The sequence below is a fragment of the Vibrio sp. SG41-7 genome (assembly GCF_014164465.1).
GTDB classification, from domain to species: Bacteria; Pseudomonadota; Gammaproteobacteria; order Enterobacterales; family Vibrionaceae; genus Vibrio; species Vibrio splendidus.
In genome coordinates this window covers 59,298-76,532 of sequence record NZ_JACJFF010000009.1, presented here as the reverse complement: position 1 = coordinate 76,532, position 17,235 = coordinate 59,298, and the positions used below count along the sequence as shown (strand labels likewise).

The 17,235-nt window shown below is 43.5% G+C and carries 15 protein-coding genes; 12 read left to right on the top strand and 3 right to left on the bottom strand.

The window, feature by feature from the left end:
- Nucleotides 1-133: 133 nt before the first annotated feature.
- On the bottom strand, nt 134-589 hold the full coding sequence (locus H5300_RS04180) for a plastocyanin/azurin family copper-binding protein (RefSeq protein ID WP_259397551.1): 456 nt from the start codon (nt 587-589) through the stop codon (nt 134-136).
- 620 nt (nt 590-1,209) lie between these two features.
- On the opposite strand from H5300_RS04180, the gene nirB reads away from it, so the two are divergent.
- The 4 genes from nirB (at nt 1,210) to cobA (ending at nt 6,282) form a co-directional block, all read left to right on the top strand.
- A complete protein-coding gene (gene nirB, locus H5300_RS04175; protein ID WP_182795483.1) occupies nt 1,210-3,768 on the top strand; it encodes a nitrite reductase large subunit NirB in 2,559 nt (852 codons plus the stop codon).
- 15 nt (nt 3,769-3,783) lie between these two features.
- A complete protein-coding gene (gene nirD, locus H5300_RS04170; RefSeq protein ID WP_004731122.1) occupies nt 3,784-4,107 on the top strand; it encodes a nitrite reductase small subunit NirD in 324 nt (107 codons plus the stop codon).
- 123 nt (nt 4,108-4,230) lie between these two features.
- Nucleotides 4,231-5,046: a formate/nitrite transporter family protein gene (locus tag H5300_RS04165; RefSeq protein WP_004731124.1), complete on the top strand. Its 816-nt coding sequence runs from the start codon at nt 4,231-4,233 to the stop codon at nt 5,044-5,046.
- Between the two features lie 459 nt (nt 5,047-5,505).
- Nucleotides 5,506-6,282 carry a uroporphyrinogen-III C-methyltransferase gene (gene cobA / locus H5300_RS04160; protein WP_182795482.1) on the top strand — a complete coding sequence of 259 codons (777 nt, stop codon included), beginning with the start codon at nt 5,506-5,508 and terminating at the stop codon, nt 6,280-6,282.
- Nucleotides 6,283-6,333: 51 nt separating this feature from the next.
- Here the strand turns inward: cobA and H5300_RS04155 are convergent, their stop codons facing one another.
- Nucleotides 6,334-6,885: a DUF4174 domain-containing protein gene (locus tag H5300_RS04155; RefSeq protein ID WP_102450722.1), complete on the bottom strand. Its 552-nt coding sequence runs from the start codon at nt 6,883-6,885 to the stop codon at nt 6,334-6,336.
- 255 nt (nt 6,886-7,140) lie between these two features.
- On the opposite strand from H5300_RS04155, the gene H5300_RS04150 reads away from it, so the two are divergent.
- From H5300_RS04150 to H5300_RS04140, 3 genes are all read left to right on the top strand, one after another.
- The gene (locus tag H5300_RS04150; protein ID WP_004731130.1) at nt 7,141-7,614 is read left to right on the top strand and encodes an NYN domain-containing protein; all 474 of its coding nucleotides are present in this window, start codon (nt 7,141-7,143) and stop codon (nt 7,612-7,614) included.
- Nucleotides 7,615-7,694: 80 nt separating this feature from the next.
- The gene (locus H5300_RS04145) at nt 7,695-8,360 is read left to right on the top strand and encodes a response regulator transcription factor (protein WP_017079290.1); all 666 of its coding nucleotides are present in this window, start codon (nt 7,695-7,697) and stop codon (nt 8,358-8,360) included.
- Nucleotides 8,357-9,742 (top strand): sensor histidine kinase, encoded by a 1,386-nt coding sequence (locus tag H5300_RS04140; RefSeq protein ID WP_182795481.1) that lies wholly within the window; start codon nt 8,357-8,359, stop codon nt 9,740-9,742. The genes H5300_RS04145 and H5300_RS04140 overlap by 4 nt, the downstream gene beginning before the upstream one ends.
- Nucleotides 9,743-9,965: 223 nt before the next feature.
- Here the strand turns inward: H5300_RS04140 and H5300_RS04135 are convergent, their stop codons facing one another.
- On the bottom strand, nt 9,966-11,270 hold the full coding sequence (locus H5300_RS04135; RefSeq protein ID WP_017093555.1) for a dicarboxylate/amino acid:cation symporter: 1,305 nt from the start codon (nt 11,268-11,270) through the stop codon (nt 9,966-9,968).
- Nucleotides 11,271-11,819: 549 nt separating this feature from the next.
- Between H5300_RS04135 and H5300_RS04130 the strand changes: the two genes are divergently transcribed.
- The 5 genes from H5300_RS04130 to H5300_RS04110 all read left to right on the top strand — a co-directional run bounded on the left by H5300_RS04130 (nt 11,820) and on the right by H5300_RS04110 (nt 17,221).
- A complete protein-coding gene (locus tag H5300_RS04130; protein WP_182795480.1) occupies nt 11,820-13,937 on the top strand; it encodes a TonB-dependent siderophore receptor in 2,118 nt (705 codons plus the stop codon).
- 179 nt (nt 13,938-14,116) lie between these two features.
- On the top strand, nt 14,117-14,884 hold the full coding sequence (locus tag H5300_RS04125; protein WP_004731140.1) for a DUF3450 domain-containing protein: 768 nt from the start codon (nt 14,117-14,119) through the stop codon (nt 14,882-14,884).
- Entirely contained in the window at nt 14,884-16,260 is a 1,377-nt protein-coding gene (locus H5300_RS04120) for a MotA/TolQ/ExbB proton channel family protein (protein WP_182795479.1), read from the top strand. The genes H5300_RS04125 and H5300_RS04120 overlap by 1 nt, the downstream gene beginning before the upstream one ends.
- Nucleotides 16,260-16,820, top strand: a complete 561-nt coding sequence (locus tag H5300_RS04115) for a MotA/TolQ/ExbB proton channel family protein (protein WP_004731144.1) — start codon at nt 16,260-16,262, stop codon at nt 16,818-16,820. Before H5300_RS04120 ends, H5300_RS04115 begins: the two co-directional genes overlap by 1 nt.
- Nucleotides 16,817-17,221: a biopolymer transporter ExbD gene (locus H5300_RS04110; protein WP_004731145.1), complete on the top strand. Its 405-nt coding sequence runs from the start codon at nt 16,817-16,819 to the stop codon at nt 17,219-17,221. Before H5300_RS04115 ends, H5300_RS04110 begins: the two co-directional genes overlap by 4 nt.
- Nucleotides 17,222-17,235: the final 14 nt, after the last annotated feature.

Sequence of the window (17,235 nt, the reverse complement as noted above, 5' to 3'; positions counted from 1 at the left end):
TCTAAGTAGATAACAATAAACAGCGCTAATTCGGCGCTGTTTATTGTTACTGACTCCCGAAAACCGTTTTCAGACAGGCATTCCTATCTCAATACCAAATGGAGAGTCGGTGCTTTAAAAGTAGGGACAAAGGTTATTGAACCTTTTGCTCTGCTTGATCGAGCAAGCCTTGCATCTTCTTCTGAGCTCGGCGACTCACACGTTTTTTGGCCGCAGTGCGAGCTTCTTCTAAGTTAACACTTGGGTCACCCACGACCACTAGCGCCACCATTCCGTGTCGGTGATGTACTTTACATTTTATGCCATAAACTCCGGGCTTATCAAAAGTGACTTCCTGAGCGTTTGACCCGGATATCATAAGAGGTTTAGCGCCGTTAGGAAGCATCCCCTGAATACTATGGGCTGTATGAGAGCCAACGGTTCCTTTAAAAAGCACCTTATCACCAGGTTCGATTTCTACGTAATCAGGAATAAATTGATACATCTTGTCGATGTTCTCAGAATTCATGTCCATCACTTGTTTGATGACTTTTGTTTCAGCAAGTGTAGGAGTGGCAATGATAGTTAAGATCAGTAGAAATACACGCATAGTCGTTGGCTCTATCAAATGAGAATTATTTCCAATAATTTTAATTTATTCACTGTTTGGTTGAAAGCTTGATTTGATATAGTTTCGGTGAATCTGAATGCTATATGTGCTGGATCAATTAAATTAACAGTTTGATAACTGGGAAAGCTTTGTCTTCAAGGCTCGTTAATAATCTAAGGACATTTTGCGAGTTGTTTGTCACGATTCGGATTTAATAAAATGGATGACATTATGATTCAATGTTCATTTTTTGATCATTCATTCGGCGAAACCCTTTCATAACTGCACATAGTTCTTCATGAATTTGGAAATTAACGTAAGTTTTAACGTTGTGTTAAGTCAGTAAATGAAAATGATTGTCATTTACTTGCGTTATTGCTAGTCTATTGTGAAATATTACAACACACCTCGTAGTGCGTGAAATTGTATATAAACCGCCTCTAAACCCTATCAAACCTACGGTTATTCGTTTGCTTTGCTTCAAAATTGACCACTTCTACCTCTTTTGTTCTACCCCTTTTGGGTAGTTCGATTTCGTAATTGATTTACATCATATTTTCATTTTCTTTCATAATTCATTATTCGTGCAGTTAAGAAATATATAACCTTCAGGAATTCTTATGAGCAAGATGAAGCTAGTCGTAATCGGTAACGGGATGGTAGGCCATCGCTATATCGAAGATTTAGTCGAGAAGACAGATGTTGCAAACATGGACATTACGGTGTTCTGTGAAGAACCACGTGTTGCGTATGACCGTGTTCACCTTTCTTCTTACTTTTCACACCACACTGCAGATGAACTTTCTTTAGTTAAAGAAGGCTTCTACGAGAAACACGGCATCAATATGCTGATCGGCGAACGTGCTATCAACGTTAACCGTGAAAAGAAAACAGTTTACTCAAGCACTGGTCGTGAAATTCAATACGACAAGCTTATCCTTGCTACGGGTTCTTTCCCATTCGTACCGCCGATTAAAGGCCACGAAGGTAAAGACTGTTTTGTTTACCGTACTATCGAAGACTTAAAAGCTATCGAAGCAACCGCTAAGAATTCTAAATCTGGTGTTGTTGTTGGTGGTGGTTTACTTGGCCTTGAAGCAGCAGGCGCACTTAAAGCGCTTGGCGTAACCACTCACGTTGTTGAGTTTGCTCCAAAGCTTATGGCAGAGCAGCTTGATCTTGCAGGTGGTAATCAGCTTCGTCAAAAGATCGAACGTATGGGTGTCAATGTCCATACAAGCAAGAACACGCTTGAAATTGCTCCTGAAGGCATTGAAGCTCGTAACGTGATGCGTTTTGCAGACGGCACTGAGCTAGAAACTGATTTCATCGTATTCTCTGCTGGTATTCGCCCACAAGACAAACTTGCTCGTCAAATGGGTCTAGGTATTGCGCCTCGCGGTGGTATCGAGATCAACGATCACTGTCAAACGACAGACAAAGATATCTACGCAATCGGTGAGTGTGCGTCTTGGAACCAAACGTTCTATGGGCTAGTGGCTCCTGGTTACAAGATGGCGACAGTTGCCGTTGACCACGTTGTTGGTAACGAAAGCACATTTGAAGGTGCTGACATGTCTGCGAAGCTTAAGCTTCTGGGCGTGAAAGTAGGTTCAATCGGTGATGCAAACGGTCGTACTCCTGGTTGTAAAAGCTACGTTTACCAAAACGAAGAGCAAGAAGTTTACAAACGCTTAATCGTTTCTGAAGACAACAAGAAACTGCTTGGCGCAGTAATGGTTGGCGATACTTCTGATTACGGTGACCTTCTTCAACTTATGTTGAACGAAATTGACCTACCAGAACACCCAGATGCATTGATTCTTCCAGCACACGCTGGTGGTGAAAAACCAACGCTTGGCGCTGATTCACTACCGGAAACTGCCGTTATCTGTTCTTGTTTCGACGTAACCAAAGGCAAGATCGCTCAAACGGTCGCTGAAGGTCACCATACCATTGGTGATATCAAAGCAGTCACTGGCGCAGGTACAGGTTGTGGTGGTTGTATTCCACTTGTAACTTCTGTGCTAAACGCTGAACTTGCAAAAGCGGGTGTAGAAGTGAAGAACGACGTTTGTGAGCACTTTGCTTACTCTCGCCAAGAGCTTTTCCACCTGATTCGTATCGAAGAAATCAAAACATTCGACGAGCTACTTGAGAAATACGGTAAAGGCTACGGCTGTGAAGTATGTAAGCCTCTAGCGGGTTCTATCCTTGCTTCTTGCTGGGGTGACCACATCCTTAAGCCTGAGCTAGTAAAACTGCACGATACCAACGACAACTTCTTAGGTAACATTCAGAAAGATGGTACTTACTCGGTTATCCCTCGTATGGCGGGTGGCGAAGTAACGCCTCAAGCTCTAAGCGTTCTTGCGGATGTTGCGGCTGAATACAACCTATATACGAAGATCACTGGTGCACAACGTATCGGTCTATTCGGAGCTCAGAAAGATGACTTACCAGCAATCTGGAAGAAGTTAATCGCTGCAGGTTACGAAACGGGTCAAGCTTACGCAAAAGCACTTCGTATGGCTAAGACATGTGTAGGTTCAACTTGGTGTCGTTACGGCGTTCAAGATTCAGTTGGCCTAGGCGTGATGATCGAGAACCGTTACAAAGGCATCCGTACTCCTCATAAGATGAAGTTCGGTGTGTCGGGCTGTACTCGTGAGTGTGCTGAAGCTCAAGGTAAAGATTTAGGTATTATCGCAACGGACGCTGGTTGGAACATGTATGTGTGTGGCAACGGTGGTATGAAGCCTCGTCACGCAGATTTATTGGCAAGCGACCTAGACCAAGAAACACTGCTGAAATACATCGACCGTTTCATGATGTTCTACATCCGCACGGCTGCACCACTACAACGTACTTCGGTATGGATGGACAACCTAGAAGGCGGCGTTGACTACCTACGTGAAGTGATTGTTGATAACAAACTTGGCATTAACGACCAGCTTGAAGCTGACGTGGCTGGCCTCGTGGGTAACTTCGCTTGTGAGTGGACTGACACTATCAACGATGAAGCTCAACTTAAGCGCTTCTCACACTTCATCAATGCTGATGACCGTGATGAAAACGTTGTGTTTGTTGACGATGGCCGTGAACAACACCGCCCAGCAACATTTACAGAAAAACACCCAGAAGCGAAGGGCGACATCCTTCACGTTGAACTGGTTTAATTGGGAGACGACATCATGGCATTTACCAAAGTTTGTAAGATCGAAGATATTATTCCAGGTACCGGTGTTTGTGCATTGGTTGGTGGTGAGCAAGTTGCTATTTTCCGCCCAACTAAAGCCGAAGAAGTGTTCGCTATTAGTAATACTGACCCGTTTTTCCAATCAAACGTGTTATCTCGCGGTTTAACGGTTGAGCACAAAGGTGAGCTTTGGGTGGCGAGCCCACTTAAGAAGCAACGCTTTAACCTAGCAACAGGTGTGTGCATGGAAGACGAGAACTTCAGCGTGAAAGCGTATAAAGCTCGTATTACCAAAGGTGCTGTTGAAATCTCAGCATAATCGAATACGTAACAAGATTTGATAGATCAAGGGTTCTAGTTATCGACATTGCCTTAGTTCGGCAACTAGAACCTTTTCCTATCCGATTTTAACTTTTAATTTTAACTTTTTAAGGACAACCTTATGTCTCCTGATTTTAAACCAGCTGAATTCGTTCAAACAATGATCGATGTGGGTGAAGCGAAAACGAAAACGAGTACTCGTGATCTTCTGATTCGAAGCACAATGGCAGGCATCATTCTTTCTCTTGCCGTTGTTGTAGCAATCACGGCTATCGTGCAAACAGGCATTGGTATTGTTGGCGCTCTTGTGTTCCCAGTGGGCTTCGTCATTCTAAGTGTTATGGGCTACGACCTAGTAACGGGGGTATTTGGCCTTGCTCCTTTAGCGAAATTCGATAACCGCCCAGGTGTGACTTGGGGTCGTGTTCTACGTTGTTGGGGTATTGTTGGCCTTGGTAACCTTATCGGTTCTCTAATCGTTGCGGTACTGGTTGCTATCTCATTAACGGGTAACTTCTCTTTAGATCCAAACGCAGTAGCACAAAAGTTCATTGCAGTTTCTACAGCTCGTAGCCTAGGTTTTGAAAACATGGGTATGGACGGCTGGATCACATGTTTCGTGCGCGGCATCTTCTGTAACCTAATGGTTTGTCTAGGTGTGATTGGTAACATGACAGCACGTACTGTGTCTGGTCGTGTCGCAATGATGTGGTTCCCAATCTTCATCTTCTTCGCACTAGTATTCGAGCATACAGTAGTAAACATGTTCCTATTCCCACTGGGTATGATTCTTGGCGCTGATTTCGGTATCGCGACATGGTTGAACTTCAACCTTATCCCAACAATCCTAGGTAACATCGTAGGTGGTTTGTTCTTAACATGTGTACCTTTGTTCCTAACACACGCTAGAACCGCTCCTTCTCTAGGTGCTAAGTAACTCTGAATACGGTGAAACGTAATTTAGTATGAGATTAAGAGCCCCAACAACATGTTTGGGGCTTTTTTAGTTCGAAAGCCTTAAACATCATCAATGCGTTGATTTTTATTGAGTAATACCAATCACAGTAAGTAAGTGATCAGAAATAGCGCAGGAAAAAGGCTTGAGAACAAGGCGGAATTTTTCGATAAGTAGTTATTCTACAATCAAAAATTCTAACGAAGTTATCGAGCGTTTTAACCAGCTAGGATGAACAGTTATTTACTACGATTGGTATAAAATACCTGCAATAGACTGTTTTGTTATAATTACTTCTATCTTCGTTAGTATTTAGACTGATTATTTAACTCAACACCTGATAGTCTAAGGGTTAAGGATTTGGATAAGTCATCATGAATACAGTGACTTATCACATAGATTGAAGCTAGAGATAAAACAAGCAAACCTTCGGAGCACAGCATGTCAGAAGTATCGTCATCGAATGTTAAAGAAGTAACCAAAGGATTGGTTTCATTAGTAGGCGCGGGCCCTGGTGACCCAGACTTACTTACCCTAAAAGCGGCACGCGTTATTCAACAGGCCGATGTGGTCGTTTATGACCGCTTAGTATCTAAAGATATCTTGGCAATGGCTAACTCCGATGCAGAAATGCTGTATGTGGGGAAAAAGCTCGATCATCACTGTGTACCACAAGATCAGATCAACCAATTATTGGTGACCAAAGCACAAGAAAACAAGCACGTTGTCCGTCTAAAGGGTGGTGATTCGTTTATCTTTGGTCGTGGTGGTGAAGAGTGTGAAACTCTGGCTGAAAATGGCGTGAGATTTGAAGTGGTACCTGGTATCACCGCAGCTGCAGGCGCGACTGCTTACGCGGGTATTCCGCTTACACATCGAGATCACGCACAAAGTGTTCAATTCATTACTGGCCACCTAAAGAAAGATGGCGAAGATATTGATTGGCGTTCGCTTGCTCAACACAATCACACGATCGTGTTTTACATGGGTCTGAAAGAGAGCCCGAACATTCAGAAAAACTTACTGGATAACGGTATGCGAGCAGACATGCCGGTTGCGATTATTGAGAATGGTACACGCCAAGAACAGAAAGTCTTCCGTGGTGGTTTGAGTGACTTAGCCAAACTTGCGAGCGTTGCAAAGAGCCCAGCATTGATTGTGGTAGGTAGCGTTGCCCAGCTTCATGAAAAATTGGCTTGGTTTAACAAGCAAGCTTAATTGATTAATTTACAAGTTAGTGTGTTAAGCGACCGCTTAGCTGACTAAGAATCAAATACTGCAGCGGCTACTTTGTCGCTGCATTTCTTTTTGGCGCATCGGCATCTCATCAATAATGTTGGTGATAAGGTTCCAATCCGTCTTCCCATTCCATCGGTGCTTTTCTTTTCCGTCTTTACCTATCAAAACAGCAGTATGTGAGCCTTTCGGTATTCCATAGCTGTCGGTTACCGCCTCTAAGTTAAATTCTTCTTCAAGCCAAGTAGGAACTGTGTAGCCGCTTTCCGCGATGACTATGATAACCACGTCTCGTTCATCCAATTGACAGTTATTGATCAACACTTCATTGAGAAACTCTTTGACGGCAGAATCTTCCTTCGGTGCAAAATAGATCACACTGCGGTGCGGTAAGGCCTTGGAGTGAGAGTAGGCTGGGTAAGCGTGTAACGAGTTGACTGACAGAATCATAAACATAACCGCGCTTGTTAATAGAGTTTTTAATGGTTTGGATATTGCTTTGGTTATCGCTGCGCAGCAAAAGGCCAACACTGAGCCGTTGGTGTTGTTGCCAAGGTATGATCTGATTATTTGTTGGTACTGCATGTCCCACCTTCCTTGATAAACTCAAACAAGCTCTGAGTTAAGCGAATAACAGCTACGTTGAGCTAATAATAGCGACGTTAAGCCAATAACAGCTGCGTTAAGCTAATAGTAGCGACGTTAAGCCGATAACAGCTACGTTAAGCCAATAATAGCTACGTTAAGCATAGCTAATGAGTTCATTTTTATTAAAGAAAGCGGCTCGCATTTTAGAGTTGAATAGAATAGGGTATACGGAAAATCTAAAGGTATGAAATTATGGAAAACATAGCAATTTTGGTCGACGTTCAGAACGTTTACTACACAACGCGCGACAAATACCGTTCTAACTTCGACTATAACCAGTTTTGGTATGTTGCCACGGAAGGGCGTAACGTTGTGGCAGCTAATGCTTACGCAATCTCAAGCCAAGATCCAAAGCAGCGTCAATTTCACCATATCCTTCGTGGTGTGGGTTTTAATGTGAAGTTAAAGCCGTTTATTCAGCGCCGAGATGGCAGTGCAAAAGGCGACTGGGATGTGGGTATTGCGTTAGACGCGATAGAACTTGCAGAGACGGTTGATACGATTGTTTTGGTATCAGGAGACGGTGATTTCGAAATCCTTGTAGAGCGAATCAAAGAACGTTTTGGCAAACCTGTTGAAGTGTATGGTGTTCCGGGGTTAACTGCTCAAAATCTTATCGATTCTGCCTCAAAATTTGTACCGATTGAAAAAGATTTTCTTCTATAGAGGGAATCCCGCACTTTATAATTGAAATCAATAATAACGATAATTAGAATGCAAACTGTTCTTATTTATCGGTATGTGCAATGTCTCGCGTTTTAGTTGTTGATGATGATATCCAGTTGTGTGAGTTACTGGGTGAAGTATTGGAAAATGAGGGGTATCATGTTGATACCGTTCATTGTGGTGAATCTGCGCTAGAGTTTATTCAATCGAACCCTGTCGATTTGGTTCTACTAGACGTAATGCTTCCAAACTTGAGCGGAATTCAAGTGGCAAGGCGTATTTGTCAGCGTTTTGCTACTCCCATTCTTATGCTGACTGCACTGAACGACGATGCCTCTATGCTGGATGGCTACCAAGCCGGAGCCGACCAGTACATCGCCAAACCTTTCAATGTTCCTGAGCTCCTAACCCGTATTAAGGTGATCTTGCGCCGAGTCGGTTTTGAACGCCAGAGACAATCTTTAGCTTCCTCTAATCATGGTTTGTGCGAACAACTCTCTCGTTTACCTCTCACGGGCACTGAAAAAGATCTGCTTGATTATCTTGTCAAAAATGACGGTATTGTCGTCTCAAAATCTGACCTGCAAATCCATGTTCTAAAGAAAGAGCTTTGTCCTTTCGATCGTAATTTAGATATGCACATCAGTAATATACGACGAAAGCTTGTTCAGGCTGGCTTGTCTAAACAACACATCAAAACCGTTCGTGGTAAAGGTTATAGCTACCTAGAGTCGGTAGGGGTATGAGCCAAAAACTGCTGCGTTGCCCTGATTTTATTGCCAAGCGCAAAGACGGACTCACTTTCCAATTATTCAGTTACCTGACCGTCATTTTAGTTAGCATTTTGATCCTGCAAGGTGTCGCTGAAAGAGCCTTGATGAAAGCGCTGCTTAAAGTGCCAGAATCGGTTAAAGCGGAAATGCTCGACCTTGCCTATCAAGCGAATGTGTTGATTGAAGAAGGGGACATGGATGAACTCGCGGATTGGGGCAATGCTCAGCAGTATTATCTGTTTGTCATCGATAAAGACAATCGACCAGTTACACATCGTCACATGCACCCGCATTTTGAATTTAAGCTCAAATACTTAAGAACGTTAGATCACCAACTTAGTGATCGTGTGAGTAAGCCGATATTCGGCCTGCCACTCAATAACGGTAAAACACTGGTTATCCAACTCCCACACCAGTTTCACCCGGCTAAATCCTTTGCGCCATATTCTTACATGTTGAAAGCGGTAATAGCTTTGATCGTGTTGTCTCTGTTCTCAATTATCATGGCGAAAAGCCTGCAGCAGCCGCTGGATAGATTAAGAGAAGCGAGCCGCAGACTTGCGCAAGGCGACTTCACTGTCAGTGTTGTTTCTGAGTTAAATTCCACGACGCGGGAGTTCAACGAACTTGCTCATGATTTTGATCATATGACGGTAGAGATTAAGTCTCTCGCTGAAAAGCAACGTCGTTTGATTCGTGATGTCTCACACGAGTTAAGAACACCATTAGCAAGGCAAAACCTCGCACTACACCTGCTGCGCAGCAAGGTTGATGATAAAAGCATTGGTTTGCTAGAACGAATGGAAAATGAAACAGAAGAGATGAACAAGCTGGTGGGTGAGATACTTGAATTCAGCCGTCTAGAAACGTCTCGCTATGACTCCAAGTCAAGCTTGATGCACCTTGAGCATTATTGTTCGATGCTAATCGCGCAGATGCAAAATGATTTAAAACCGAATCAAACTTTGATTGGTGATTTAGAGACGCCGACATCAATGGTTAATGTTGATGAAAGGTTGCTCCTGCGAGTTATCGGTAATTTGGTCAGTAACGCGATCAAATATGCCGGTGAGAATGCTCATGTTGTCGTGACTACCTATGAACTGTTAACCGATAAACGTTACAGTGTCATATCTGTAGAAGATGACGGGCATGGCATTCCTGATAACAAGATTGCAGGGATTTTCGATCCGTTTACTCGCATAGAGTCAGCCCGTGATAAACAGTCTGGTGGTTACGGTCTTGGGCTAGCGATCGTGAAGGAAGCCATGGGTGTAATGAATGGGCAGGTTACTGCTGAGAATAGAGACGATGGGGGATTGAGAGTAAATCTAATGTTCCCAATCGCTGATTAGCTTCCTGCTGTTACCTGTCTTGCTCCATAGATAACTATGACTGAAAGCGTGCTAAGAAACATAGCTTATAAATATTGCTCAGAAATATAACTTAGAAACATAGCCCAATAAAAAACGCCACTGCAGATGCAGTGGCGTTTTTGTTTATACGCTTTTGATGATCAGCTAGGCATAGCCATTAATTACGCCTTAGCTTGAAGGTAAGAGCGACAGAAAAGCTAGATTATGCCTGTTGGCGTGTTAGCTTAACTTCTTCTTCTTTCTCACCAGCAGCAGGGTCATTGAAGCGAGCTTCGTCAAAAGAACCTTCAGACTTAGCCACAATGATAGTTACGGCACTATCACCTGTGATGTTTACTGCGGTACGAATCATATCAAGAAGGCGGTCAACACCCATGATAAGCGCGATACCTTCAAGCGGTAGACCAACTTGGTTCAATACCATCGCTAGCATAACAAGACCTACACCTGGAACACCTGCAGTACCAACAGACGCCAATGTCGCTGTTAGGATAACCATAAGGTAATCACCCATGGTCAGGTCGATGTTGTATGCCTGTGCGATAAATGCCGTTGCGACACCCTGCATGATAGCAGTGCCGTCCATGTTCACAGTTGCACCTAGTGGTACAGTGAAAGAAGCGACTTTGTTGTCTACGCCCATGCGGTTTTTAGCCGTTTCCATCGTTACTGGAATCGTTGCGTTTGAAGATGCCGTTGAGAATGCAAACATGATTGCATCTTCCATCTTACGTAAGAACGTAATCGGGCTTAGGCCTGTGAATCCTTTAAGCATTGCGCTGTAGGTAACCAAACCGTGTAGAAGTAGGGTACCAGCAAGTACTAAGAAGTATTCTGCTAGGTTCCAAATTGCGCTTAAACCAAGGCCAGAGAACAGCTTCGCCATCAAGAAGAACACACCGTAAGGCGCAAGGTTCATCAGAAGAGCGACAAGCTTCATGATCACTTCGTTCAAGTCAGAGAACACCGCTGCGATACGCTCGCCAGGTTTACCCGCTGCACTGATAGCAATACCAAACAACACAGCAAATACGATAACTTGCAGCGTTTTGCCCTCAGCCATCGCCTGAATAGGGTTGGTTGGGAACATGTCGATGATTACTTGTCCCAAAGAAGGGGCATCCGCTGATTTGAAAGAGCTCGCAGCAGTAAGATCCGCACCAGCTCCAGGTTGGAACAGGTTACCGATAGTGAGTGCTAGAGTGATAGCAACGGCTGTAGTACCGATATAAAGTGCAAGCGTTTTGCCACCCATACGGCCAAGAGTTGATAAGTCTTTAAGAGAACTTGTACCGCACACTAGTGAAACGAAGACTAGTGGCACAACAAGCATTTTTAAACTGGCGACAAAAATCTGTCCGCCTACTTCAAAGAGTCCGTTAACGATGTAGTTGTTAACAAATCCGCTGTCTGCAAAAAGGGATTGAATGGCAAATCCCGTTAATATGCCCACGACCATACCGAGGATAACTCGACCAGTTAGAGACATAGGTTTCTTGGTATTCATTTAGAACACTCCTTATTATTTATAACTTTGATACCTTTTCAAAGTGAGCGGGAGATTAGCAGTCGGTTGATCAAATCGAAAAACAAAAAATGAGTTTGAAATTATAGATGTGATCAGAGTCACTGATAATTGTGTAAATTAAACAAATGAAAACAAAATAATTCACCATTCATTTACATTTATCGAGGGTTTTATACATAAATCAGTCGTTTCAAAGGTAGTAAATAAGACAAGACAGTATTTGTATTGCTCTTGGCTTGTTTATATTGATCAGACCAATGACCTTATAGTGAAATGTTGAATTCATGTTTACAGATCTGCACGCTCAATTAACGTATTGAATTGTTTTTGTTGAGCTAAAGAAAGTGTGTGTTCAGTGGGCTTTACAAATCTTTACGAATGCAAAGAATGTAAATTTAATGCAAATGGTAATAGTTATCACTTATATTCACTCCCGAAATGATTCAGTGGTACCGGAAACGGTTCAACCGAGCACATCGAATAAATAACAAAGTGCTCGTACAAAAGAATAAAAGCGGAGTAAAGGACATGTTTTCAAAGAGCCCATTGGCTTTAGTGATCGGCGCAGTATTAGCTTCACCAGCAGTATTGGCAGAAACAGTAAAAACAGACGAGCACATGGTTGTTGAAGGTCGTGACTACGGTTACAAGGCCGACACAAACACAACAGCAATGCGCATGGAGGCGACTCAATTAGAGACTCCGGGACAAGTTTCAGTAATCGATGAGCAAATCATCGATGAACAGCGTGCAAGTACGTTAGGTGAAGTTCTTAAGAACGACGCATCTGTTGGTGCGGGTTCTAAGTCAACTAACCGTGAGCGTTTCACGCTTCGTGGTTTTAATTTGGAGAGTAGCTCTGGTTACCTGCGTGATGGTGTTCAACACTGGTCTCATTACCGCCAACCGGTAGAGCTTTTGGAGCGAGTTGAAGTATTGAAAGGCCCAGCTGGTCTACTTTACGGTAAGTCTGCTCCTGGCGGTCTTGTGAATATGGTTTCTAAGAAGCCAACATATGAAACTCAAGTTAACGTAAGCCAAGATATTGGTTCTGATAGCTACACTCGTACTACTGCTGATGTAAGTGGCTCATTGAACGATGACCAAACCTTACGTGCTCGTCTTATTGTTTCACAAGAAAATCAAGACTCTTACCGCACACGTTTTGATGGTACAGATGTAGAGACTGACCGCTTTGTTGGTGGCCTATTTGTTGATTACGATATTAACGAAGACATCATGTTGTCTGTGCACTACGACCGCACTATTGAAGAGGGCGATTTAGACAACGGTTCTAAAATCGATACTTCTACTGGTAAAGTTATCGACCCTAACACGGTTAATGACCAACGCTTTGCTCAAACAGATAACGACGTTGCAAACTACGGTGCATCGGTAACCGCTAACTTGAACGACGCTTGGTCTGTGAAGACAGGCATCAGCCGTCAGTTCTATGAACGTCAACGTACAGAATCAAACAACTCAGTATATAGCGATAAGAACGGTGGTTACGGCTACAAAGTATCAGATCGCCACGATGAGTGGACGTTTGATACGGCTTACGTAGACTTTACTGGTGATTTCGATGCACTAGGTGTTAACCACCGTCTGCTGGTTGGTGTGAATGGCCTACATTACGATTACGAGCGTTTATACGACTCTGGTTACACATGCGTTAACGCAACAGAAGCAGAAGCTGCCGCTGCATGTGGTAACGGCTTTGATATGCCTTCTAACGTTAGCTACAAGAACGACAATGAAGTGTCTCACTCTGAAAGCCAACACTACGGCCTTTACGTTCAAGATCTAGTAACATTGACTGAACAGTGGCAAGTACTTGGTGGCGTGCGTTTCGCTTACGACAAAACTACGAGCAGTTCTAATCAAGAAGAAAGCTACAACAACATTCTTCCTAAGCTTGGTGTGATTTATTCACCAGCGCCTAATGGTTCGATTTACGCGGTTTACTCTGAAAGTTTCGAACCTGTTGGCGAAATCACAGATAAAAATGACGTGAACTTTGGTCAGTCTCAAGATGCTAAGAAGGGTACGCTTTACGAACTAGGTTCTAAGTGGGAACTGTTTGACGAACGTCTGTTCGTATCTGGAGCGCTTTTCCAAATCACTCAATCGAACATGCAAGTGACGGAAGATCTAGACCCGGCAAACAACAACGGTAAAGACGCACGTACAACTCAAGTTGGTGAACAAGTTCATACGGGTGTTGAACTGGCTGCAACGGGCTACATGACGGAAGCATTCTCTTTGAGTGCATCAACCATGTTCTTGGATGCTGAATACCAAAATGATCCTGCACTTGAAGGTAAAACTCCAGCAGACGTTCCTGAGTTTACTGCAAGTATTTGGTCTACTTATGCATTCAACAATGGCACTGATGTAAACCTAGGTGTTTACCATGTAGGTGAGCGTTACACAGAAAGCGCTAACACGTTTAAGAAAGATGCTTACACTCGTGTAGACATGGGTATCGCCCATACAATGAAGTCTGACGAAAACCTAGATTTCGTTGCTCGTTTCAATGTAGAAAACCTGTTTGATACAGATTACCTTGAAGGCGGCAGCACAAGTAGCGTAGTTGTTGGCGAAGGTCGCAACTACATGGCAACACTGCAGGTTAAATACTAATTTTTCTGTAGGATGTCATTGATAGCTTAAATACTAAGGGGAAGGTTTCGACTTTCCCCTTTCGTGATTCTGCTATTTAGTAAAAATATCCCTAGTAATGCGAGTGACTTTTAATGATAATGAGACTGCTTATCAATAAAACCCATTTGACCTTCTTCTTATAGTAAATGACTACAATTATGAATCTTTTAAAAACTAGCCTAGCGCTTGCGATCAGTTTGGTTGCAACGTCTTCGATGGCAAACAGCTTGGATCAAGCTCAATCAATTCAAAACAAGACCAATAACGCGTCGGCTTCGAGCCAAAAGGTTATTGATAAAAGCTCACAAGCGACTTTAATGCTGCAAGCTGAGATTGAGCGACTGCAAGAAGAAGTTAAAAACCTAGAAATCTATCACGATCACCTTGCTGCATTGGTTGAGAGCCAGAATCAAGAAGCTCAGAGCATTGAAGCGCAGATCGACGAAATCAAATATACACGTCAAGGTGTTGTGCCTCTGATGTACCAGATGATTGATGGCCTTCAGCAGTTAGTTGAGCAAGATGTGCCAATCAAGAAAGAACAGCGTCTAGAAAGAGTTGAAAAGCTGCAAGTGATGATGACTCGCGCGGATGTAAGTGATGCAGAAAAGTATCGTCGTATCCTAGAGGCATATCAAATTGAGATGGACTACGGTATCAAGCTGGGTGTTTATCAAGGTCGTGTAGCATTGACGAGTGAAAAAACGATTGAGGCTGATGTACTGCACCTAGGTCGTATTTCTTTAGTTGCTCGCAATCTAAATGGCAGCCAATACTGGTCTTGGGATCAAACAGAAGATCAATGGCAAGAGCTTGATTCTTCGATGAAGTCTGAGCTAGATAAAGCCTACGATATTGCTGGTCAACAAGCGGCTCCAAGCTTGATTACTTTACCTGTTTCTTTAACTGTTGCGGAGGTTAAGTAATGAACTTTAAGCCATTAGCAGCATTGCTTTGCATTACGTCCATTTCATTTTCTGCTTTCTCTGCATCAGACACGACTGCTCAGCTAGTTAATAAAGCAAAATCAGAAAGCCGCACTCAAGCTTCTCACAACGTGGTGCGTGAGGCTGACTTCAAAAAGACAGAACAAGAACTGAAAGCGATCAAAGCTCAGCTTGAAGCGAAACGTACGTCTATCCAAGGTGCGACAGATGTTCTGACTCAAACCTTCAGTGATAACGAAAACAAGCTTGCTCGCTTAGAAGAGAAGCTGCGTTTAGAAACCGGTAGCTTAGGTGAGCTGTTCGGTGTCGTTCGTCAAAACGCAAAAGAACTCGGCGCAGAGCTTAGCTCAACCGTGAACAGTGTTGATCGCGCTGAACACACGGCAACTGTTGATCAAATCATTGATGCTAAATCACTGCCTTCAATGCCACAGCTGACCGGTTTGTGGATGAGCATGGTTGAACAGATCCAAGCGAGCTCTGAGCTTAGCAAATCTCAAATTGCATTCATCAATGGTGAAGGCAACACACAAACTGTCGACGCTTATCGCTTAGGCTCAATCGGCCTAGTAACAGAACAAGGCTATGTTAGCTGGAACACTCAGCGTGAAGATGCGATTGCGTATCTGAAACAACCATCGAATGGTCCAACTTTAGCATCGCTATCTGCATTAGCGAATGGCGACGTGTCTAACGTGGTTGTCGACCCTTCTCGTGGGTTCATGCTAGAGCAACTAGCGCTAACACCAAGCCTAACTGACCGCCTTCAAGCGGGTGGTGTTGTTGGTAAAGTGATTCTTGGCTTGTTGGCAATTGGTTTAATCATCGCATTGGTTCGTGGTATTTCTTTGGCTATCGCTCGTCAGAAAATTCGTGCACAACTTAAGAACCCTGAACAAGCGGGCGACAACCCTCTAGGCCGTGTTCTTGCAGTTTACAACAAAGAGCAAAACCAAACGGTTGAAGCACTTGAGCTACGTCTTTTAGAAGCGGTCGTTGATGAACAGACTCACCTAGAGAAAGGTTTGTCGATGCTGAAACTTCTAGCAGCGCTCGCACCTATGCTTGGCTTGTTGGGTACCGTAACCGGCATGATCGAAACATTCCAAGTGATTACACAGTTTGGCAATGGCGACCCTAAAGTGATGGCGGGTGGTATTTCGATGGCGCTTGTAACAACCGTACTTGGTCTTGTTGCTGCAATGCCACTACTACTGGCACACAACATTCTTAGCACTCAGGCTGAAAACATTCGTAATATTCTTGAGAAACAAGGGATTGGCCTTGTTGCTGAACAGGCAGAAAAGACGGTTGAATCAAAACCTGTTGTTTCACCTGTTGGGACTGCTGCGTAATGGATATTTTGTCGGGTTCTCTATTACCAGCAAGTTGGTTAACGAGTGACTGGCTGCTGTCTTTATCAAGCTTTATGGAGCAGGGCGGTTTCGTCCTGTGGTGGCTAGCGGCTGTTGTCCTAGTGTATTGGGTGCTTGTGGTAGAACGCGTGCTTTATCTTGCGTTCTACTTTCCAAAACAACGCCAAGCTTGGATTACAAAGTGGCATGAAAGAGAAGATCACTCTTCTTGGCATGCTAAAGCCATTCGTGAAGGTTGGTTAGGCCAAGCGAGTATCTTACTTAACCAAAACTTGAATTTTATTAAGCTGTTAGTCGCTATTTGTCCTATGTTGGGCTTGTTAGGTACCGTTACCGGTATGATCTCTGTTTTTGATGTCATGGCGACTCAAGGAAGCAGTGACCCTAAATTGATGGCTTCAGGTATCTCGTTGGCAACACTGCCAACCATGGCGGGTATGGTTGCTGCGTTGGCGGGTATGTTTGTTCATGCTCGATTAGCGAAAGTGTGTAACCGCTTAGAATTGAAATTAGAAAAATCTTTAAGGAGTCAACGATGAGACTCGGTCGACGTCATTCAAAAAACGAAGAGGCTCAAATAGACCTTACTTCGATGCTTGATATTGTATTTATCATGCTTATTTTCTTTATTGTGACCAGTTCATTTGTTCGTGAATCAGGGGTTGAAGTCAATCGCCCACAAGCTTCTAACGTAGTAAGCCAAAAAGATGCGGGCATCTTTGTAGCGATTACTTCTGCGAATGACATCTTCATCGATAAACGTGTTGTTGATGTTGAGCGTGTCCAAGCAACGTTAGAACACTTGTTGCTAGAACAACCTGATGCTTCTTTGGTTATTCAAGCGGATGAACACGCTTACAACGGTACGGTTGTTAAAGTGATGGACGCTGCTAAAGGTGCGGGTGTTAAAAACATTGCGCTTGCTGCTGAAAAGCGATGATCTTGGAGGATCTT